This window comes from Kribbella speibonae, from assembly GCF_004331375.1.
Lineage (GTDB): Bacteria > Actinomycetota > Actinomycetes > Propionibacteriales > Kribbellaceae > Kribbella > Kribbella sindirgiensis.
This window is the reverse complement of record NZ_SJKC01000001.1, coordinates 2,387,354-2,407,677: the sequence shown is the minus strand read 5'-3', so window position 1 is coordinate 2,407,677 and position 20,324 is coordinate 2,387,354. Positions and strand designations below refer to the sequence as shown.

The window sequence follows — 20,324 nt, the reverse complement described above, 5'->3', positions numbered from 1 at the left end:
TGGCTTGGCAGGCTCTTCGGCGTCCGAGCTCGGGGGCGGGCGGCCGGGGCTACAGCTACGGCCAGGACAACATGCCGTGGAGGCATCACGTGAACCATCCGAACCTGCGTCGGCGCGCCGCACTGCTTGCAGGCGCCGCGCTGATCACCACCGCCTTGGTGGCTCCACCAGGCTCCGCCGCACCGGCTCCAGGCGCAACTGGCGCATTCGGCTTCGCGCCCGGTCGGTACGTCGTGACGCTGGCCGACAAGCCGCTCGCGACGTACCAGGGTGGCCTGACCGGGCTCAAGGCCACCAAGCCGGCCGCTGGTCGCAAGGTCGAGGTCAACAGCACCAGCGGGAAGGCCTACCGCTCCTACCTGACCAGCAAGCACGCACAGGTGGCGGCTGCGGTCGGGGCGAAGGTCGACCGCGATTACTCGACCACCCTGAACGGGTTTGCCGCCTCACTGTCCTCGAAGCAGGTCAACGAACTCGCCAAGACCCCTGGCGTCGTGTCGGTCGTACCCGACCAACTGCACCACGCCCTTGACGACCGCAACCCGACCGACTTCCTGAAGCTGTCCGGCCGGACCGGCGTCTGGAACAAGCTCGGCGGTACGGCGACCGCGGGCCGAGGTGTCGTCGTAGGTGTGGTCGACACCGGCATCTGGCCCGAGAGCGCGTCGCTGGCCGGCCCGGCGCTCGGCACCAAGCCGCCGACGGACGCCGACCCGTACCGTCCGTACCTGTCCGGCTCGACGACCGTGATGCAGAAGGCCGACGGCAGCACGTTCACCGGCAGCTGTGAGACCGGTCAGGACTTCACCGCCGACCTGTGCAACACCAAGCTGATCAGTGCCAAGTACTTCGGTGAAGGGTGGCTCAGCCTGGTACCGCCGGAGCGGCGTGCTGACTACGAGTCGCCACGCGACGGCGAGGGCCACGGGACGCACACCGCCACTACCGCGGCAGGCCGCGCCGACGTGGACGTCGTACTGGGTGGCCGCGACCTCGGTACGGTCACCGGTGTCGCACCGGCAGCCAAGATCGCCGTCTACAAGGCGCTCTGGTCCGGCAAGACCGCCCAGGACACAGGTGGTTTCACGTCCGACATCGTCGCTGCCATCGACCAGGCGGTCGCCGACGGCGTCGACGTCATCAACTACTCGGTCGGCTCGACCATCGAGTCCCCGGCCACGGACCCGATCCAGCTGGCGTTCCTGTCCGCTGCATCGGCAGGTGTCTTCGTCTCCGCGGCGGGTGGCAACTCCGGTCCGGACGCGTCGACGCTCGACAACACCTCTCCGTGGGTGACGACGGTTGGCGCCACAACGGTCGCGCCCTGGAACGGGACTGTGGTGCTGGGCAACGGCCAGAAGTACTCCGGTGTCAGCACGACGGTGACGTCCGCGACCGGCAGCAAACCGCTCGTCAACGGAGCTGCGGTGAAGAAGGAGGGCGTGAGCGACGCAGACGCACTCATCTGTCTGGCGAACACTCTCGACCCGAGCAAGACGGCCGGCAAGATCGTCGCCTGCGACCGCGGTATCAGCGCCCGCGTGGACAAGTCCACCGAGGTACAGCGCGCCGGCGGCGTCGGCATGGTGCTGCTGAACCTCTTCGACCAGGACGTGGTCGGCGACTCCCACGTCGTACCGACTGTGCACCTGAACGCTCCGGGCTCGCTGTCGGTGAAGTCGTACGCCACACAGGTCGGCGCCACCGCAGAGCTCGTTCCGGGCAACCAAACCAGCGTGACGACGCCGTACCCGCAGATGGCCGACTTCTCGTCGCGTGGCCCGTCTCTGTCGAGCAACGGCAACCTGCTGAAACCTGACCTCGCCGCACCTGGTGTGAACGTGCTGGCCGCTGTCGCACCGCCTACCAACGGCGGACAGAACTACGCATTCCTGTCGGGTACGTCGATGGCCGCACCGCACGTGGCGGGGCTGGCAGCGCTGTACCTGTCGAAGCACCCGGACTGGTCGCCCATGGCGGTCAAGTCGGCGCTGATGACCACGGCCGGGAACGTGCTCACCTCGACTGGGGCCGTCAACACCAACCCGTTCGACGCCGGTGCTGGTGAGGTGCAGCCGTCGAAGATGCTGGACCCCGGCCTCGTCTACGACTCGAGTGACACGGACTGGCTCGGCTACTTGGAGGGCACCGGCGTCAAGACCGGCACCGGCGTACCTGCCATCAACCCGAGTGACTACAACGCGCCGTCGATCGCGGTCGGCCAACTGCTGGGCACGCAGACGATCACCCGGCGAGTGACGGCTGTTACTCCGGGCCTGTACCGGGCGACCGTTTCCGTTCCGGGTATGAAGGCCGTGGTCACGCCGTCGATCCTGTCCTTCAGCAAGGCCGGTCAGACCAAGACGTTCACGGTGAAGCTCACTCTGGACTCGGCCGACTCCGGCACCACCACCAACGGCTGGCTGACGTGGCAGGGCGCTGACAAGACGGTCCGCAGCCCGATCGTCGTCGTACCGACATCCGTACTCGCTCCGACTGCAGTCAGCGGCACCGGCGCTTCCGGCTCCACGGCGTTCACTGCGACCGTCGGTAAGGCCGGCGTACCGATCCGCTCGTACGGCGTCGTGTCGGCTCCGCTGGTGCCCGGTGCGGTACCGGCTGGTGCCGCGGACGCCGATCTGCCCGACTATCCGGTGACTGTGACCTCACAGACCAAGGCGGTGCAGTGGAACATCAAGACCGTGGACCCGGCCGGCAGCATCTGGCTGGTCCTCTACAAGGTCGTGAACGGTCAGATGCAGCTGCTGTCGTTCGTCGGTGACGGCTCGAACCAGGCGTCGGCCAGCCTGGCCGGACCGACTCTTGGCGTCTGGGGCGTCCTCGCGATCACCCTGTCGAACCCGCCGGGCGCGAGCACGACGGAGTACACCATGCAGACGAACGTCGTGACCGCCTCGTCGCCGCGCAGCCTGCAGGTCACGCCTCCGGTGGCGCCGGCCGCGTTCAAGCCGTTCCAGGTGACGGCCTCGTGGTCCGGGCTGGCGACCGGTCAGCGCTCGACCGGCTTCGTCGAGTTCCCGAACCGGGCCGGGACGGTGGTGACGATCAACTAGATCCAGCTGGTCAGATCCAGCGGCGGCGGGCGGCCTGAACGCCCGCCTGGAACCGGGTCTGCGCGCCGAGGACATCCATCAGCGCGCGGACCCGGCGCTGGGTCGTCCGGGGGCTGATCCGCAGCCGCCGGCTGATCATGTCGTCGGTGGCGCCACCGGCCAGCAGGATCAGGATGTCCCGGTCCGGCGCCCGCAGCTCCGCGACGTCGCCGTTGGCCTCGAGTTCCGGCATCGGCACGGCCAGTCCCCACAACATCTCGAACATCGCGATCAGCCCGTCGAGCAGACCCGACGACCTGATCATCAGGTTGGACTCGGCCGGCGCCCGTTTCGTGAGCGCGACCAGCGCCATGTTGTCGTCACCGAGCACCATCTTCATCGGCATCTGCGGCAGCACCCGGCTCACCTCACCGGCCGCCCGCAGCTCCGGCAGCACCGCCATGACCTCCTCGGACTCGAACACCTCGAACCCGTAGATCGCCCGGTACACCAGCCCGTCGGCCAGCCGATCCAGCTCGAGCTTCTGCTGCGACGCGGGCGGCGTCGAGTACGGCGGCCGATCCAGCGCCCGGACCTGCGTCGTGCAACTGCGCTGCATCTCCTCATACGTCCGCAGCAGCGTCGGCCCGTCCTCGATCAGCTCGACCTGGTTACCCTCCAGGACCGGCTTCCCCCGAGCCTCCCGCAACTCGTCCGCCACCACCCGCAACCGAGCGACCTGCGCATCCAGCTCGTCCAGCGGATCCACCACCGCGCCCTCCGCCACCAGCACCACCCCTCACCAGCCCGACCCAAACCCCCTCACACTAAACCGCGTCAAGTAACTCCTGACAGCGATGTCTCACGCACGGCCGGACGCTGGATCACCGGACAGGACCTAAGGACCGCAGTCGAGGCAGGGCCACGGACGGCCGCAGCGTGAGCAGCGGCCATCAGGAGCCGGCGCCGGCAGCCAGACCGTCGCCTCCTGCGTCTCGGGAGGTGGTGCAGCCGGCCGGACCGGCGGCGGGTCGAGCCAGTGCAGCCGGGTGCCGTCACCGGCGGCGTGAACCGCCAGCAGTGACTCGATGCCGTCCCAGGTCGAGGTGCTCGACCAGCGGCCGAGCCACCTGAGCGCAACGGCACCATCGGACCACTCCGCGCCTTCCGCGAGCATCCGGGAACCAGGGGCGTCGATGGGCCGGACCAGACGGAAGAGGCGAGCCTGTCGCTTCAGCGTGTTCACCTGCTCAGGTTCGCCCAGAACGCAGTGCGCACAACAGGTGTGGGCTGTGGGCTGTGGGAACAGCCCACAGCCCACATGCCCTTGTTTTCCACGGTTTTTGTCGGCGAGGGCTTGTAGCTTGTCCGACACGCACCACATGAGCTCGAAGCGCGAACGGGGTGGTCCTGTGACCGAGACACCGATTGGGACATCGTTTGGGACATCGTTCGGCCCGTTGCTGCGGCAGTGCCGGCAGGCGGTCGGTCTGAGCCTGCGCCAACTCGCAGCACGGGTCGGGTACGACCACAGCTATCTGTCGCAGGTGGAGCGTGGGCAGCGGCCCGGCTCTGCGGACCTGGCCCGGCTCTGCGACCGGGAGCTCGGCACTGAAGGCCGACTGACTGCCACCTTCGAGCGAAGGCCCGCCCGCGCGGATCAGCTCCGCCCGGCGGCCGGCCCGTTGGAGACAGCGTGGCGAGGGCTGGTCGCGACGCTCGGTTCCGGCGGACCGATGCCCGACGACTTCCGCAGTGTTCCACCGGCAGCGCTGCTCCCGGAGCTGGTGCGGCAGATGCAGAGCGCCGACGGTGCGGAGGCAGCCGAGCTGAGCATGCTGATCGCCGAGACCCTCGCCAGGCTGGGTGAGCGACACACTGCCAGGCGCTGGTGGTGGGCCGCACGCACGGCCGCGGACAGCATCGCCGAAGGCCCGCTGCCGGCACTCGTGCGGGCCAGGGAAGTCATCACCGGTCTGGCCGAGCGGCGTCCGTTGGCAGAGCTGCTGGAGCTCGCGGACGAATCGGTCGCGCTCGACCGGCAAGCACCGGGTGCGGCAGGTTGCGTGCCGCGGACAGCGCAGGCACTCGTCCTTGCCGAGCTCGGGCGGACTCAGGAGGCGCACCGTGCATTGCAGGAGCTGATCGGCGTCGGCGACGAGCTCACCCCGGAAGCGCGGCCGTACCAGTTGCACTGGGCGGAGGGACGAGTCTGCACCCTGCTGGGGTACGGCGTTGCGGGCTGCGTCCTGCTGGAGCGCGCCAGGGAGCTCTGCCCGGAGAGCTGGATCGGCGAACGCGCACGACTCGACCTGTCCCTGGCCGAGTGCCTGGTGGTCGCGGGCGAGACCGCGGCCGGCCTGGCCACAGCGCTCCGGGTCCTGGTCGAGCTGCCGGACGAGTGGCACGACTCCTTGGTGTACGACGCCGCCGATCGGGTGCTGCACCTCGTACAGGCAGAGCCCGGTGCCGCTGAGCTACGACAGCTGCTGGCGCGGTCGGCGTACCGGAGTGGTCGGAGTGTGGGCGGCGGGTCGAGCTGGAGATGAGAGCAGGGGTAGCGTGCGGCGAGTGACAGGTGAACAGCAGGCAACGGTAGTGACAGACGCGTGGGACTTCGCGGTCGAGCTGCGCAGCGATCCGGCCAGTGCGGAGGCCCGGGCGGCCGTGCTTGCGGATCCGGCGTTCGGACAATCGTTCACCGACCACATGGTGGTTGCGAACTGGACAGTGGACGGTGGCTGGCAGGGTTCGAAGGTCACGGCGTACGCGCCGCTGTCGCTCAGCCCGGCGGCTGCTGTCTTCCACTACTCGCAGGAGATCTTCGAGGGCCTGAAGGCGTACCGGCACGCGGACGGCTCGGTCTGGGCCTTCCGGCCGGACCGGAACGCCGCCCGGTTCACGGCGAGCGCGGAGCGGCTCGCACTGCCGCAGGTGCCTGAGGACGAGTTCGTCGCGGCCCTGCGCGCGCTGGTGACCGTCGACGAGGCCTGGGTCCCCTCAGCCGAGGATGGCGAGACCAGCCTGTACCTGCGGCCGTACATGATCGCCACCGAGGCCGCCTTGAGCGTCCGGCCGGCCCACGAGGTGCTGTTCGGCGTGATCGCCTCTCCCGCCGGCCCGTACTTCAACACCGGCCCCAAGCCGGTGTCCATCTGGCTGACCACCTCGACGATCCGGGCGACGCCGGGCGGGACCGGTGCGGCCAAGTGCGGCGGCAACTACGCGTCCAGCCTCGCCGGCCTGGCCGAAGCGGTCGCGAACGGCTGCGAGCAGGTCGCGTTCGTCGATGCGGTCGAGCACAAGTGGCTCGAGGAGATCGGCAGCATGAACATGTTCTTCGTGTACGCCGACGGCCGGATCGTGACGCCCGACCTGAACGGTTCGATCCTCGAAGGCGTCACCCGCGCGTCGGTGCTCGAGCTCGCCGCCGACCTCGGCCACCCGGTCGAGGAGCGCCGCATCTCGGCCGACGAGTGGAAGGACGGCGTCCGCTCCGGCGACATCACCGAGGTCTTCGCCTCCGGCACCGCCGCGGTCATCACCCCGATCGGCCGCGTCGCCTGGCCCGAAGGCGACCTCACCATCGGCGACCACTCCGTCGACCACGGCGTCGGCCCGGTCACCGCCAAGATCCGCACCACCCTCCTCGACCTCCAGTACGGCCGCACCCCAGACACCCGCAACTGGCTCACCCGCCTGGCCTGATGCCGTTTGTCCCCGGCGCCGGTTAGGTTGGGGCCCATGGCGACCAAGTCTCCGGCGATCGAGCTCGAGGTTGGCGGGCGGACGGTTCGGGTTTCTAATCCGGATCGGGTGTACTTTCCTGCGCGCGGTGAGACCAAGCTGGATCTGGTGAAGTACTACCTGTCTGTCGGGGACGGGATCGTGAACGCGCTTCGGGAGCGGCCGTGCATGATGCATCGGTTCCCTGAGGGGGTTGCGGGCGAGAAGGTGCATCAGAAGCGGCTGCCGCACGGGGCGCCGCCGTGGATGGAGACGGTCCGGGTCAAGTTCCCGCGGTACAACCGGACCGCGGACGAGCTGTGCGTCACCGAGATCGCCCACATCGCCTGGGCGGTGCAGATGTCAACCGTCGAGTTCCACCCGTGGAACTCCCGGCGCGCCGACACCGAGACGCCGGACGAGTGGCGGATCGACCTCGACCCGATGCCTGACTGCCCGTTCGACCGGGTACGCCGGGTCGCGCACACCGTCCACGAAGTGCTCGACGAGCTCGGCGCGGTCGGCTACCCGAAGACCTCCGGCGGCTCGGGCATCCACATCTACGTCCGGGTCGAACCGGCGTACGGCTTCTCCGACGTACGGCGGGCCGCGCTCGCGTTCGCGCGTGAGGTGGAGCGGCGGGCTCCGGACGACGTGACGACCACGTGGTGGCGCAAGGATCGCGACCCGCGCCTGGTCTTCGTGGATTTCAACCAGAACGCCCGCGACCACACGATCGCGGCCGCGTACTCCGTGCGCGGCAACCCCGAAGGCACCGTGTCGACCCCGATCCGCTGGGACGAGATCGACGACGTGAACCCGAAGGACTTCACGATCGCGACCGTCCCGCAGCGGTACGCCGAGCTGGGCGATCTGCACGCCACGATCGACGACGACGTCTACTCCCTCGACACCCTGATCGAGTGGGCCGAACGCGACGAAAGCGAAGGCGCCGAAGCCCCACCCGAGGACTGACCGCGCACCTGCACCACTCACCAACAACACCTTCCGAGCCGTGGTCAGGCGCGCCCGAGCGTGACCGCCGCGGGCCAGCCCGGCTTGGTGAGTGGTGGAGGTCCGGATCCCCAGGCCATCACAATCTCGCCGAGCGGGCGGTTCGCCGCGGGCGACGGCCGTCGCACAGCGATTGTGATGGCCTGGAGATCGGCTTAGCCAGCCAGGCCGTGGTGCAGGAGGTTGGTGAGGGTGTCGATGGCTTCCTCGTCGGTGATGGTCTCGCCGTTGGACGGGTTGACGACGAGCCAGGTGTAGGCGAAACCCTCCATCAGCGCGTTCATCGCGGAGATCGTGACCAGCGGTTCGGCCGGCGGGTTCGGCAGATGTGAGAAGTGCTCGATCATGTGCTGGTCGTCGTCCGCCATGATCTGCTGCAGTCGGCGCCCCAGCTCCGGGTCCACCATCGCGGCCTGCTTCACCGCGACCATCTCCGGCAGATGCGCCTGGTAGAACGCCCAGAACGCCGCCACATGCCACCGGATCGCCGACCGTTTGCTGAAGTCGGCGTCGTGCCCGGCCACATCGACGACCGCCTCGTCGGCCGCCGCCAGCATGTCGCGCAGCAGCGCCTCGAGCAGCTCTTCCTTGCTCGCGAAGTGGTTGTAGAACGACCCCGTCGCGCGGCCAGCCGCCGCGGTGATGTCGGTGATCTTCGTGTTCAGGTACCCGCGCTCGGCGAAGACCTCGCGGGCGGCCTGCTTCAGCGCCACCTCGGTCCCGGCCGCCCGTTGCCGGCGGCTCACCGTGTCCGTCACGACGTACCTCCTTGACAGCGAACCCTAGCCCTGTGCAAACTGAATCTGAATTCAGTGAATCATAATTCAGTCAAGGAGACCACCATGACCGTCCTGATCGCGGGCGCCGGACCGACCGGCCTGACCCTCGGGATCGAGCTGGCCCGGCGCGGGATCGCGGTCCGGGTGATCGACAAGGCGACCGAGTTCTTCAACGGATCGCGCGGCGACGGCCTGCAGCCGCGGACCCTGGAGGTGTTCGAGGACCTCGGCGTCCTCGACCAGGTGCTGGCCCAGAGCCTGCCGATCCCGCTGATGAAGATCTTCATCAGCGGTCAGCCGTTCGGGGAGCGCCGGATGGCCGACCCGGTCGACCCCACCCCGGACATCCCGTACCCGAACGCACGGATGCTCGGCCAGTCCCGCACCGAACAGATCCTGCGCGACAAACTCGCGGAGTACGGCGTCAGCGTCGAACTGAACACCGCGATCACCGGCTTCACCCAGACCGCAAAAGATGTCACCGCCGAACTGTCCACCGGCGAAACACTCACCGTTGACTACCTGGTCGGCGCCGACGGCGGGAAGAGCTTCGTCCGCAAGCACCTCGGGATCGCCTTCGAGGGCACCACCGACGAGTCGATCCGCACTCTGCTCGGCGATGTCGCGGCGGACGGACTCGACCACGAGTTCGGCTACTGGTTCGCGTCGCAGGACAACCCGATGGCCGGTATCGCGATGACTCCGCTGAGCGGCGGAGACCAGTTCCAGTTCGGCGCGCCACTCGACGGCGACGACGCGGACACCTCGCTCGAAGGTCTGCAGGCGCTGGTCGACAAGTACGCCGGCCCGGGTACGGCGAAGCTCCGCGACCTCACCTGGTCGACCGTGTGGCGTCCGAACGTGCGGCTCGCCGCGAAGTTCCGGGTCGGCCGCGTCTTCATCGCCGGCGATGCCGCCCACGTCCACCCGCCGACCGGCGGCCAGGGCCTGAACACCGGCGTCCAGGACGCGTACAACCTCGGCTGGAAGCTCGCGGACGGTCGCGAAGAGGTACTGGCGACCTACGAGAGCGAGCGTAGGACCAACGCGGAACGTGTGCTCGGGATCAGCGAAGACCTGATGCAGAAGCACGTCGACGGCGATGAGTCGGCGCTCGAGCGCGGCGAGAACACCCGCCAGCTGGACGTCTCATACCGGGACCCGTCGGACACCCGTCCCCTCACCTCAGGCGACCGCGCTCCCGACGCACCCCTAGGCAACAACGTACGTCTCTTCGAACTGCTCCGCGGCCCCCACGAGACTCTGCTGCGCTTCTCCCCCACCACCTCATCAACCCACCCGCACTCGGTCGACATCACCTCACCCGAGGCGTTCGCGATCTACCACGCCCAGCCGGGCGACGAGATCCTCATCCGCCCGGACGGCTATCTGGCGTAGCCCACCGAGGACTCCGAGCCGCCAACGCCAGGACGGCATCCGAGCCCGGCAGGATCGTCTCCACAGCGTCAGCCGGCACGCCACCGGCGCGTGGATCCTCAGGCTCGCCGATCCACCGCCGTACGGCGTCGGCCGGTGCGACGCCCTTGTCCCGGGCCCGCTTCAACCGACCCCGCCAGGGACCGCCGGCATCGAACCCGACCGCTCCGGCGCCATGGACCGGCCGGAAGCCCGCAGCGTCTTCGTCCACCGAGATGGAGCCCCACAGGAAGCCGAGCAACTTGCCGCCGAGGGTCACGGGCAGACAGCAGACCGGCGTTCGCGAGACTCCGATGTACTCGGTCCGCTCGAGTGTGAACGGGCTCAGGTCTCCGAACTCGGTGGGACGGCCGTAGTTCGGCGGTTCGGTCATCGTGACTCCTGGCGAGCTGAGGTTGCGCAAGGGCGGGCCGGCGGCGCAAAGCATCCTAGGATCGGCGGGGTGCGCACACTGGACTCAGCCGCTGCCTACGACCGTGCCGTCGAGTTGGCGACCCGTGGGCGGCGGCAGGTGCTGGGGATCACCGGGGCGCCGGCGGCGGGCAAGTCGACGTACGCCGAACAGCTCGCCGCGAAGCTGATCGCCGACGGGCACAAGGTCGCGCTCGTGCCGATGGACGGATACCACCTGGCACAGTCGGTCCTGGAGCACGAGGGCCTTGCGGACGTGAAAGGCGCGCCGCACACGTTCGACGGGTACGGCTTTGTCGCGCTCCTCAGGCGGTTGAAGGAATCACCGGATGAGCAGATCTGGGCGCCGCGCTTCGATCGCAGCATCGAGGACTCGATCGCCGCGAGCATCGGCATCGCGCCGGAAGTCACGCTGGTCCTGACCGAGGGCAACTACCTGCTGCTCGACGAGGCGCCTTGGTCGAACGTCCGCAGCCTGCTCGACCAGTGCTGGTACGTCGAGGTACCCGAGGAACTCCGTCACGCCCGCCTCGAGGCGCGGCACCGGGCGTTCGGTAGATCAGCCGAGGAAGCGCACGAACGCACGTACGGGTCCGACGAACGCAACGCCCATCTGATCGCGGCGACGGCCTCGGCGGCCGACGCGATCATCCAACCCGGTCAATGAACGCGGCGACCCCGTCCAGGTAGAGCTGCAGGCCGAAGTCGAAGTCGGCCTCGTTGTCCTCCTCGAAGCTCCCCACCTCGTCGAACACCCCGGCCTCGACCGTGCGCACCACGGCCGGATAGACCCGCGGATCCGCGACCTTCCGGAGCGTCGCGCCGAACCGCTGAAACGCGTCCGGGTTGTCCGCGTAGCCCGCAGCCAGGTCGAACGCCATCCGGATCTGGCCCTGCACGTAGGTGATGAGGCCCATCACCACGCCGACCTTCGCCTCCTCCGGCAGGCCGGTGTCGGCCAGCACGCCGAGTGCGGAGTCGAACCAGGCGAGGTTGTTCGGACCGGCCGGCGGACCGGAGATCGGTACCTTCGCGTACCACGGGTGCCGCCGGATCGCGGTCAGTACGCCGTCCGCCCAGAACGTCAGCCCGGTGCGCCAGTCGACACCCTCGGGCATCGGCTCCGGACGCTCGATCGCGGCGTCCGACATGATCACGAGCAGGTCGTCCTTGCTCTTCACGTGCCGGTACAGCGCCATCGTCGAGTTGCCGAGCCGCTCGGCGACCCGCGCCATCGAGACGGCGGCGAGGCCTTCGGCGTCGGCGATCGCGATCGCCGACGCGACGATGTCGTCGAGCGTCAGCGACGGTTTCGGCCCGCGCCGCGGCGTCTCCCGCAGCCGCCACATCAGCGCGACGTCGGCCGGCAGCTCGTTGTTCTCCACCGGGTCAGTTTAGGGCTTGCCCCGCCGTACTGCGTACCTGCTACGCTATTTAGCGTACCTAATACGCAGTAAGGAGGGGACGATGATCGTCGAGGCGAAAGGCTTGCGGAAGTCGTACGGCGCGACCGAGGTACTGGCCGGGGTCGACCTGAGCGTCGCGGAGGGATCGGTGCTCGCGTTACTGGGCCCGAACGGCGCCGGCAAGACCACCACGGTGCGGATCCTGACCACACTGACCCGCCCGGATTCCGGTACGGCGACGATCGCGGGGTACGACGTACTTCGCGAACCGGCCCGGGTCCGCGGCGTGATCAGCCTGACCGGGCAGTACGCCGCGGTCGACGAGAACCAGACCGGCCGGGAGAACCTGGTGATGGTCGGCCGGCTCATGCACCTCGGCCGGCGTACCGCGCGGCGGCGTACGACCGAGCTGCTGGAACAGTTCGGGCTCACCGACGCGATGGGCCGGCGCGTGAAGACGTACTCCGGCGGCATGCGGCGCAAGCTCGACCTCGCGATGAGCCTGATCGCACGACCGCGGGTGATCTTCCTGGACGAGCCGACGACCGGACTCGACCCGGCCAGCAGGTCAGCGATGTGGGACGCGATCGTGGAGCTGGTGCGCGACGGTACGACGATCCTGCTCACCACGCAGTACCTGGAGGAGGCGGACCGGCTCGCGGACCGGATCGTGCTGCTCGACCACGGCCGGATCGTCGCCAGTGGTACTGCGGACGCGCTGAAGACCCAGATCGGTGGCGAACGGATCGAACTGCGCTTCCCCGACGAGGTGCAGCTGCTGAAGGCTGCCGGCGTACTGAACGGAGTGGTCGACCAGCTGGTGCTGAACGTGCCGTCGGACGGTACGGCGGCGCACCTGCACCAGGTCCTCGACGTACTGCGTGACAACGGGCTGACGCCGGAGCGGGTCTCGTCCCACCGGCCCACGCTCGACGACGTGTTCCTCGCACTGACCGCCTGAGAGGTTGCTGATGTCACACCAAGGAGTCGTCGCCGCCTGCTCGGACGTGGTGACCATGATCGACCGCAGTGTGCGGCTCGCACGGCGCAACGTCGACACGTTGTTCGTGTCGCTGCTGCTGCCGTTGCTGATGATGGCGTTGTTCGTCTACGTGTTCGGCGGCGCCATCAACACGGGGACCGAGTACGTGAACTACGTCGTACCGGGGATCCTGCTGCTCACCACCGGGTACGGCGCCTCGTCGACGGCGATGGTGGTCGCCGACGACATGCACAACGGGATGATCGACCGTCTGCGCTCGCTGCCCATCCACAGCTTCGCCGTACTGACCGGCCATGTGGTCGCGAGCGTGGCGCGTAACGCGACATCGACGGCGATCGTCATCGTGGCGTCGCTCGCCATGGGGTTCCGCCCCAACGGTGGCGTGGTGGACTGGCTGGCGGCGATCGGGCTGCTGTTGCTGTACGTCGTCGCACTGTCCTGGCTCGCGGCTGGGCTCGGCGTGATCGCCAAGTCCGTGGAGTCGGCCAGCACGCTCAGCTTCTTCATGCTGTTCCTGCCGTACCTGAGCAGCGCGTTCGTGCAGCCGGAGTCGATGCCGTCGTGGTTGCGACCGATCAGCGAACATCAACCGATCACACCGGTGATCGAGACCGTCCGCAGCCTGCTGATCGGAACGCCGATGGAGAACAACGGCCGGGTCGCCCTCGCCTGGTGTTGTGGTCTGCTCCTGTTCTCCGTCGTCCTGGCGACTTCGCTGTATCGGAGACGATCGCGCCGCTGAGCGCACTTCTGGTGCCGTTCGACGAAAAGTGCTGAGAGTGACCCCTTGGTCGGGTTAACGTCAAACTCCCCCCCAACGTGTGGTGGTCCCACTCCCCCCGGGACCCACACGGACGAGCGCCCCGGTCATCGATCGGGGCGCTTTGTTTTCCCCGAAATTCTTTTGGAAGACGTGTCGAATCCGGCCCCTCTGCTCCGACGTATCAGTAAGAGCGACCAAAGGAGAGGGTCAGAATGAACATCACCACCGACATCCGGAACATGATCGTCACCATGCTGGCCGAGGGGAGCCCGGTCTGGTACGTGGCCGGCATGGTCAACATGCGCAGCCACGACGTGTACGTGATCGGCTGCGAGGCCGGGTACCCCGACAAGGCCAAGCTGCGCCGAGCCGTCTGGGCCGAGCGCAACCGCGTTCCCCAAGCCGCCTGACTCCCGGTCAGGTCGCTCCAGCCGCTGTCTGCCCCTGTGGCGGACAGCGGCTTTGTTCTGTCTAAGGTGATCGGGTGGACGATGTCAGCGTCGTGGACTACCACACGGCCGGGGAGCCCTTCCGGATCGTGACCTCGGTCGACATCCCGGGAACGTCCGTGGCGGACCGTCGCGTCACAGCGCAGTCCTCGGAGGCCATCGACGCCGTACGGCGATTGCTGGTGAACGAGCCGCGTGGTCATGCGGACATGTACGGCGGGTTCGTCGTACCGGGTGACGACGACGGCGCCGACTTCGGCGTGGTGTTCTGGCACAAGGACGGGTACTCGACCGCGTGCGGGCACGGGACGATCGCGCTGGCGACCTGGGCGGTCGAAACCGGTCTGGTCCAGCCCGGTGACGTCGTCATCGACGTACCGTCGGGGCGGGTGACGGCGCGGGTGGACGGTTCAGGCGTTGCCTTCCGCAACGTCCCGTCGTACGTGCTGAGCCGGGGCGTCCAGGTGTCGACGTCGCGCGGCGACGTGCTGGCGGACATCAGTTACGGCGGCGCGTTCTACGCGTCGGTCCCCGCTGCGTCGGTCGGTCTGTCGGTCACGCCGTCGTCGTACGCCGACCTGATCGCGATCGGTCGCGAGATCAAGTGGGCTCTGGACGCGGTCGCCGTCCACCCGACCGATCCGCGGCTCAGCGGTCTGTACGGCACGATCCTGTACGACGATCTCGGGCCCGCACACCAACGCAATCTGGCGGTGTTCGCGGACGGAGAGGCGGACCGCTCTCCCTGCGGTTCCGGCACCTCCGCGCGGCTCGCCTTGCTACACGACGAGGGCCGCCTGCGCACCGGAGAGGTCCTGCGCCACGACTCCATCGTCGGTACGACGTTCCTCGGCCGGGTCCTCTCGGAGACTCCCGAGGGCGTGATCACGGAGGTGCGCGGCAACGCCTACCGCACCGGCACCGCGACGTTCAGCCTCGATCCGCGGGACCCGTTGGGCACCGGATTCACGCTGCGCTGATCTCAGATTGCGACTCCGCACCGCGGCGCCGGCCGCTAGGTTGGTGCTCATGATCTTCATCACCGCGAAGTTCCGCGTACGGCCCGAGCACGCCGACGACTGGCCGACCATCACCGCCGACTTCACCACCGCGACCCGCGCCGAACCAGGCTGCCTGTGGTTCGACTGGTCCCGCTCAGTCGACGACGCGAACGAGTACGTCCTCGTCGAAGCCTTCGCCGACGACGACGCCGCCACCCACCACGTCACCTCCGCCCACTTCAAGGCCGCTCAAGAGCACCTCCCACCCCACCTGGTGGAGACCCCTCGCATCGTCAACTTCAAACTCCCCCAAGACAACTGGTCCGAACTCGGCGAACTAGCCGTCAAGTAGCGCTTCGCGAACCCAAACGCCTTCCCCCAACGGCCAAGTCTCAAGATGAGACCGGCGGCGTCAGCCTGTGGTGTGAGCATCCGAGGTGTACTGATCGGCCGGCGAGAAGGGGTGTTCCGATGAAGGCGCTCGTTTACCACGGACCGGGCAAGAAGGCTTGGGAAGACGTCCCGAATCCCACGATCAAGGACCCGACCGACGCGATCGTGAAGGTCGAGACCACCACCATCTGCGGCACCGACCTGCACATCCTCAAAGGCGATGTTCCCGCCGTCACCGACGGCCGGATCCTCGGCCACGAAGGCGTCGGTGTGGTCACCGAGGTCGGCCCCGGCTGCGAGAACGTCAAGGTCGGAGATCGGGTCATCATCTCCTGCATCAGCAAGTGCGGGACGTGCGACTACTGCAAAGCCGGCCTGCCGTCGCATTGCAAGACGCTCGGCGGCATCGGCTGGATCTTCGGTCACCTCATCGACGGCACCCAGGCCGAGTACGTCCGCGTCCCGTACGCCGACAACGGCCTGATCCCGCTCCCCGAAGGCGTCACCGCCGAACAAGGCGCGATGCTGAGCGACATCCTCCCCACCGGCTACGAGATCGGCGTACTCAACGGCGCCGTCAAGAGCGGGGACGTCGTCGCCGTCATCGGCGCCGGGCCGGTCGGGCTCTCCGCGATCATGACCGCGCGCACGGCCGGCGCCTCGAAGGTCATCGCCGTCGATGGGAACAAGTTCCGGCTCGACCGGTCCCGCGACTTCGGCGCGACCGAGACGATCGAGGCCGGCGAGAACGTCGTACAGGCCCTGCGGGAACTCAGTCACGACGGCCTGGGCGTCGACGTCGCGATTGAAGCGGTGGGCGTCCCGGCGACCTTCGGCACGGCCCTCGAGTCCGTCCGGCCGGGCGGCCACGTCGCGAACATCGGCGTACACGGGGAGAGTGTCGAGTTCCCGATCGAGCGGCACTGGATCAACAACCTCACCATCACGACCGGTCTGGTCAACGCCGTCACCGCACCCGAACTGCTCGAAGACATCAAGAAGGGCGCCATCGCTCCTGAGAAGTTCGTGACACACCAGTACCCGTTCGGACAGTTCGAAGAGGCCTACGACACCTTCGCCAACGCCGCCGAGCAAGAGGCCCTCAAGGTCATCATCACGAACGTTCAGTAGCACGTGGGAGGGTTTGACACCGCGGGTAGGAGCTGTCACAGTCCTGCGGTGCGGGAAGGGTAACTATTCACAGCAGTGGCGATTTCGCTCGCCACGGGTGCTCGCGGTCGTCGTACTGGCACGTGCGTTCCCACTCCGGTTTGTCTTGCTGCTCGGGTGCATCGTCCTCACCGCGATCTGGCCGGCGATCTTCGCGGCACTGGTCGCACACCTCATCACCGTCCTTCCGGGCCCGACCTCTCACGTCATCTCTGCGCTCGCCGGCATCGCTCTAGTGCTGGCAGCGCAGGAGGTGACGCGCGCCGCGTACGAGGTGGCGCGCTGGGCGCTGTACCGGCGGTACGAGGAGTACCTGATCGGCCGAGTGATCCGGGCCGCTCTCAACGCAAGCACCTTGGACGTCTTCGAACGCCCCGACCTGGCCGCCAAGACTGACCGTGCCGTCCGCATCGCAGGCCTCGAGCCCGGGGACCTGGTCGACGGCTTGACCATGAAGTGGCCCCTGCAAGCTCAGGGCGTCGCGGCCGGCGTGCTGGTGGCCACCGTCTCCGTCCCAGCCGCCGCAGTCCTGGGTGTGCTCTGGCTCCTAGTCGGCAAGAAACTGCAGGCGACCATGCGCCGCTCAGACCAGTTCACCTGGGAAGACGCCGTTCACGCCGCGAGCTACACGCACCGGATCGGATTGCGCCCGGAGTGGGCGAAAGAGGTTCGCATCTTCGGTCTCACCGGCTGGTTGTCGGATCGCTACGGTCGCCAGGCGGCGCGCATCCTCGCGGAGCTCGCCAAGGCCCGCATCATCGGACAGCGCTCGCTGACCCTGCTCTTCACCCTGATTGTCGTGGCCAATGCGGCCGTGGTCGCCCTGGCCGCAGACCTCGGCGTAGGAGCGATCGTCCTGCTGCTCCAAGGCATGCTCGGCATGAGCCTTCTCGCGGATCAGTCCGGTGACGCCCTCATCGAGTACGGCGCCAGCCGTGTCCCGGTCGTACTCGAACTGGAACGCCTCGTCGCCGACCACGCCACCACGCACCCGGGCACCACCAGTGCGACGGGACGTCCGACGGAATCGATCGTGTTCGAGGACGTGACCTTCGGCTACCCCGGATCCGGCAAGGTCATCTTCGATCGGCTGAACCTCGAGATCCAGGCGGGTACGTCGCTGGGCGTCGTCGGCCTGAACGGGGCCGGGAAGACAACGTTGATTAAGCTGCTCACCGGCCTCGAGGTACCGCAGAGCGGCCGCATCCTCGTCGACGGAACCGATCTCCGCGAACTCGATCAGGAATCCTGGCGGAAGTCCGTGGCGGCGATCTTCCAGGACTTCATCCGCTACGAGATGTCTGCGCGGGACAACATCGGTCTCGGAGCAGTCGGGCAGTCGACGGACGAGGAGATCGAGCGCTCCGCCGTACGGGCCGGCGCCGACACCATCCTCGGCAGGCTCCCGCAGGGCCTGGATACGACGCTCTCTCCGCGGCTCGACAGCGGCGTGGACCTCTCGGGTGGCCAGTGGCAGCGGATAGCTCTCGCCAGATCACTCATGGCAGTTCAAGGCGGCGCCCGCGTTCTCGTGCTCGACGAACCGACCGCGCAACTGGACGTCCGCGCGGAGTCGGACCTCTTCAACAGGTTCCTCGACCTCACTTCCGGCTTGACCAGCGTCGTGATCAGCCATCGGTTCTCCACGATCCGTCGTTCCCGCCGGATCATCGTGCTCGACGGCGGGCAGGTCACCGAGGACGGCAGCCACGAACAGCTCCTCGCGGCCGACGGAACCTACGCCCGCATGTTCCGCAAGCAGGCGATGCGATTCAGCTCCGACGACGAGGAGAACATCGATGAGTGAGAACCTGCGCGTCATCACCACGATGCTGCAGCTGGCCTGGCGTGCAGATCGCACAGCGGCCGTGCTTGCGTTCGTACTGGCCGCCCTGCAAGCCATCACACAGTCGGCGTACGGTCTGTGGCTGAAGTTCATCGTTGACGGCCCTCTTGCCATCGGCGCTGCCGGAGGTGTCGTCTCGATCGCTGCCACCGTCGCCATCGCGTACGGCGGCCAACGTGCCCAGTCTCGGCTGCGCGATCACACGCGGTACCTGATGAACGGGCAAATCCTCGACCTGGTCAGCGCTACACCGACACTGGAACTCCACGAGAGCCCCCAGCATCTGAACGAGCTGTATGCGTTCCAGCGAGACCGCTATCAGCTCAGCCAGGTCCTACCGAGGATGGTCGAACTCTGCGCAATCACCGTGCAGATCATCACGACCGCGGTCCTCATGGTTCTCGTCGATCCGCTCCTCCTCGCGCTCCCGCTGTTCGCGGTGCCGTCAGTGCTCATTACCTTCAAAACCAGCCGCATCTTCCGCGAGAGTGGCGAGCGCGCAGCCGAACCCGGCCGGCTTGCCGAACATCTCGTGGAGCTGACGGCCACCCCCGGCGGCGCGAAGGAGGTCCGCCTGTTCAGGTTGCAGACGGAGATGCTGCGCAGGTTTCAGCGCGCGCACCAGCAGATCCGACGCTTCCATGGACAAGCCCAGCTCCAGGCCGCCGGTTGGAGTCTCGCCGGACCACTCGTCTTCATCGCCGGATACGTGGCTTCCATCGCCTTGGTGGTGCGGCGAGTCGCCGTCGGCGAAGCGACCATTGGCGAGGCCGCGCTGATCGCGGTTCTGGCCGGTCAGGTACTCGGGTTGGTCAGCGGTTCCGGTGAGGTCCTGCAGCTCACGATCCGAAGTCTGGTCGCCGCCGACCGTTTCGTCCGCCTGCAAGACCTCTTCGGTCACGCGACGCACTCAGGAGACGGCCCCGTGCCGCAGCGCCTCGAGCACGGCATCTCTTTGCGCGACGTTTCCTACCAGTACGACGGCGCAGCACAGCCTGCCCTCCAGAACATCCACCTGGACCTGCCCGCCGGCTCGACGGTCGCCATCGTCGGCGAGAACGGCGCCGGCAAGTCGACGCTGGTCAAACTCCTCGCCGGCCTCTACAGCCCGACCACCGGCACGATCACGATCGACGGGGCAGATCTCGCCGCGATCGACCGCACCCAATGGCAGAACCGGATCTCCGCCGCGTTCCAGGATCACGCCCGTTTCGAACTCCTGGTCCGCGAGACGGTGGCCCTCGGAGATCTCGAGAACGTCGCCAACGATCCGAAGGTCCTTGACGCACTCGAGCGCGCCGCCGCCACCGACGTACTGTCCGCCCTCCCCCGCGGCCTCGACACCCAACTCGGCTCAAGCTGGCCGGCCGGCGTGGACCTGTCCGGAGGCCAATGGCAGAAGCTAGCGATCGCCAGAGCCATGATGCGCCCCGCCCCCGCCTTGCTACTCCTCGACGAACCCTCAGCAGCCCTGGACCCCGAAACCGAACACCAACTCTTCGAAGCCTGGACGAACGCCGCACACGCTCTACGAGAACGCGCCGGCACCATCACCGTCCTGGTCTCCCACAGATTCTCCACAGTCCGCATGGCCGACACCATCATCGTCCTGCACCAAGGAAAGATCGCAGAACACGGCCCCCACAAAGCCCTACTCCAGAGCAACGGCCTCTACGCCGAACTCTTCAACCTCCAAGCCTCCGCCTATCGCTGAACCCGCAGGTCAGGCACCACAAAATGAAGGCCCGGACCTGCTGATCCGGGCCTTCTTCCATAGCGGGCGAGTCGTCCCGACCAGACAACCGGGCACCAGCCATAGCAGGTAGGCCGCGGTAACGATCCCGCCGGTGACTTGGGCTCCCACCCCAAGGTC

The 20,324-nt window shown here is 67.8% G+C and carries 19 protein-coding genes; 14 read left to right on the top strand and 5 right to left on the bottom strand.

What is annotated here, in order from left to right; genetic code table 11:
* Positions 1–89: 89 nt before the first annotated feature.
* Positions 90–3,074: a S8 family peptidase gene (locus tag E0H92_RS12140; RefSeq protein ID WP_202873578.1), complete on the top strand. Its 2,985-nt coding sequence runs from the start codon at positions 90–92 to the stop codon at positions 3,072–3,074.
* 10 nt (positions 3,075–3,084) lie between these two features.
* Here E0H92_RS12140 and E0H92_RS12135 read toward each other — a convergent pair whose 3' ends face one another.
* On the bottom strand, positions 3,085–3,840 hold the full coding sequence (locus E0H92_RS12135; protein WP_131496264.1) for a helix-turn-helix domain-containing protein: 756 nt from the start codon (positions 3,838–3,840) through the stop codon (positions 3,085–3,087).
* Between the two features lie 111 nt (positions 3,841–3,951).
* Positions 3,952–4,299 (bottom strand): hypothetical protein, encoded by a 348-nt coding sequence (locus tag E0H92_RS44120; RefSeq protein ID WP_165549754.1) that lies wholly within the window; start codon positions 4,297–4,299, stop codon positions 3,952–3,954.
* Positions 4,300–4,465: 166 nt separating this feature from the next.
* Here E0H92_RS44120 and E0H92_RS45470 point away from each other — a divergent pair, with 166 nt between their 5' ends.
* The 3 genes from E0H92_RS45470 to ligD are packed head-to-tail and all read left to right on the top strand — an operon-like array spanning position 4,466 to position 7,754.
* The gene (locus E0H92_RS45470; protein ID WP_275670088.1) at positions 4,466–5,602 is read left to right on the top strand and encodes a helix-turn-helix domain-containing protein; all 1,137 of its coding nucleotides are present in this window, start codon (positions 4,466–4,468) and stop codon (positions 5,600–5,602) included.
* Positions 5,603–5,615: 13 nt separating this feature from the next.
* A complete protein-coding gene (locus tag E0H92_RS12125; RefSeq protein WP_131496262.1) occupies positions 5,616–6,761 on the top strand; it encodes a branched-chain amino acid aminotransferase in 1,146 nt (381 codons plus the stop codon).
* Between the two features lie 36 nt (positions 6,762–6,797).
* The gene (gene ligD / locus E0H92_RS12120; RefSeq protein WP_131496261.1) at positions 6,798–7,754 is read left to right on the top strand and encodes a non-homologous end-joining DNA ligase; all 957 of its coding nucleotides are present in this window, start codon (positions 6,798–6,800) and stop codon (positions 7,752–7,754) included.
* 194 nt (positions 7,755–7,948) lie between these two features.
* Here the strand turns inward: ligD and E0H92_RS12115 are convergent, their stop codons facing one another.
* On the bottom strand, positions 7,949–8,551 hold the full coding sequence (locus tag E0H92_RS12115; protein ID WP_202873576.1) for a TetR/AcrR family transcriptional regulator: 603 nt from the start codon (positions 8,549–8,551) through the stop codon (positions 7,949–7,951).
* A gap of 84 nt (positions 8,552–8,635) precedes the next feature.
* Between E0H92_RS12115 and E0H92_RS12110 the strand changes: the two genes are divergently transcribed.
* Positions 8,636–9,970: an FAD-dependent monooxygenase gene (locus E0H92_RS12110; protein WP_131496260.1), complete on the top strand. Its 1,335-nt coding sequence runs from the start codon at positions 8,636–8,638 to the stop codon at positions 9,968–9,970.
* Here the strand turns inward: E0H92_RS12110 and E0H92_RS44990 are convergent.
* Entirely contained in the window at positions 9,942–10,382 is a 441-nt protein-coding gene (locus E0H92_RS44990) for a hypothetical protein (protein ID WP_131496259.1), read from the bottom strand. The two genes, E0H92_RS12110 and E0H92_RS44990, sit on opposite strands and share 29 nt — an antisense overlap.
* Positions 10,383–10,451: 69 nt before the next feature.
* Between E0H92_RS44990 and E0H92_RS12100 the strand changes: the two genes are divergently transcribed.
* Positions 10,452–11,087, top strand: a complete 636-nt coding sequence (locus E0H92_RS12100; RefSeq protein ID WP_131496258.1) for a nucleoside/nucleotide kinase family protein — start codon at positions 10,452–10,454, stop codon at positions 11,085–11,087.
* Here E0H92_RS12100 and E0H92_RS12095 read toward each other — a convergent pair.
* A complete protein-coding gene (locus E0H92_RS12095) occupies positions 11,068–11,805 on the bottom strand; it encodes a TetR/AcrR family transcriptional regulator (protein WP_238173386.1) in 738 nt (245 codons plus the stop codon). The two genes, E0H92_RS12100 and E0H92_RS12095, sit on opposite strands and share 20 nt — an antisense overlap.
* A gap of 82 nt (positions 11,806–11,887) precedes the next feature.
* Here E0H92_RS12095 and E0H92_RS12090 point away from each other — a divergent pair, with 82 nt between their 5' ends.
* From E0H92_RS12090 to E0H92_RS12055, 8 genes are all read left to right on the top strand, one after another.
* Entirely contained in the window at positions 11,888–12,787 is a 900-nt protein-coding gene (locus E0H92_RS12090) for an ATP-binding cassette domain-containing protein (protein WP_131496257.1), read from the top strand.
* Positions 12,788–12,797: 10 nt separating this feature from the next.
* A complete protein-coding gene (locus E0H92_RS12085; protein ID WP_131467449.1) occupies positions 12,798–13,571 on the top strand; it encodes an ABC transporter permease in 774 nt (257 codons plus the stop codon).
* A 233-nt stretch (positions 13,572–13,804) separates the two neighbouring features.
* Positions 13,805–14,002 (top strand): hypothetical protein, encoded by a 198-nt coding sequence (locus E0H92_RS12080; RefSeq protein ID WP_131467448.1) that lies wholly within the window; start codon positions 13,805–13,807, stop codon positions 14,000–14,002.
* A 74-nt stretch (positions 14,003–14,076) separates the two neighbouring features.
* Complete coding sequence (locus E0H92_RS12075; RefSeq protein ID WP_131496256.1) at positions 14,077–15,021, top strand: proline racemase family protein; 945 nt, start codon at positions 14,077–14,079, stop codon at positions 15,019–15,021.
* A 49-nt stretch (positions 15,022–15,070) separates the two neighbouring features.
* Positions 15,071–15,394 (top strand): putative quinol monooxygenase, encoded by a 324-nt coding sequence (locus tag E0H92_RS12070; protein ID WP_131496255.1) that lies wholly within the window; start codon positions 15,071–15,073, stop codon positions 15,392–15,394.
* Positions 15,395–15,513: 119 nt separating this feature from the next.
* The gene (locus E0H92_RS12065; RefSeq protein ID WP_131496254.1) at positions 15,514–16,566 is read left to right on the top strand and encodes a zinc-dependent alcohol dehydrogenase family protein; all 1,053 of its coding nucleotides are present in this window, start codon (positions 15,514–15,516) and stop codon (positions 16,564–16,566) included.
* 97 nt (positions 16,567–16,663) lie between these two features.
* Positions 16,664–18,412, top strand: a complete 1,749-nt coding sequence (locus E0H92_RS12060) for an ABC transporter ATP-binding protein (protein ID WP_238173385.1) — start codon at positions 16,664–16,666, stop codon at positions 18,410–18,412.
* Positions 18,405–20,165 carry an ABC transporter ATP-binding protein gene (locus tag E0H92_RS12055; protein WP_131496253.1) on the top strand — a complete coding sequence of 587 codons (1,761 nt, stop codon included), beginning with the start codon at positions 18,405–18,407 and terminating at the stop codon, positions 20,163–20,165. The genes E0H92_RS12060 and E0H92_RS12055 overlap by 8 nt, the downstream gene beginning before the upstream one ends.
* The last annotated feature ends 159 nt before the right edge of the window (positions 20,166–20,324 follow it).

Excerpts from the sequence above, each read along its gene's own strand:
- E0H92_RS12065 (WP_131496254.1), top strand. The coding sequence starts at position 15,514 with ATGAAGGCGCTCGTTTACCACGGACCGGGCAAGAAGGCTTGGGAAGAC.
- E0H92_RS12110 (WP_131496260.1), top strand. The coding sequence starts at position 8,636 with ATGACCGTCCTGATCGCGGGCGCCGGACCGACCGGCCTGACCCTCGGG.
- E0H92_RS12085 (WP_131467449.1), top strand. The coding sequence starts at position 12,798 with ATGTCACACCAAGGAGTCGTCGCCGCCTGCTCGGACGTGGTGACCATG.
- E0H92_RS12055 (WP_131496253.1), top strand. The coding sequence starts at position 18,405 with ATGAGTGAGAACCTGCGCGTCATCACCACGATGCTGCAGCTGGCCTGG.
- E0H92_RS12070 (WP_131496255.1), top strand. The coding sequence starts at position 15,071 with ATGATCTTCATCACCGCGAAGTTCCGCGTACGGCCCGAGCACGCCGAC.
- ligD (WP_131496261.1), top strand. The coding sequence starts at position 6,798 with ATGGCGACCAAGTCTCCGGCGATCGAGCTCGAGGTTGGCGGGCGGACG.
- E0H92_RS12080 (WP_131467448.1), top strand. The coding sequence starts at position 13,805 with ATGAACATCACCACCGACATCCGGAACATGATCGTCACCATGCTGGCC.
- E0H92_RS44990 (WP_131496259.1), bottom strand. The coding sequence starts at position 10,382 with ATGACCGAACCGCCGAACTACGGCCGTCCCACCGAGTTCGGAGACCTG.
- E0H92_RS12090 (WP_131496257.1), top strand. The coding sequence starts at position 11,888 with ATGATCGTCGAGGCGAAAGGCTTGCGGAAGTCGTACGGCGCGACCGAG.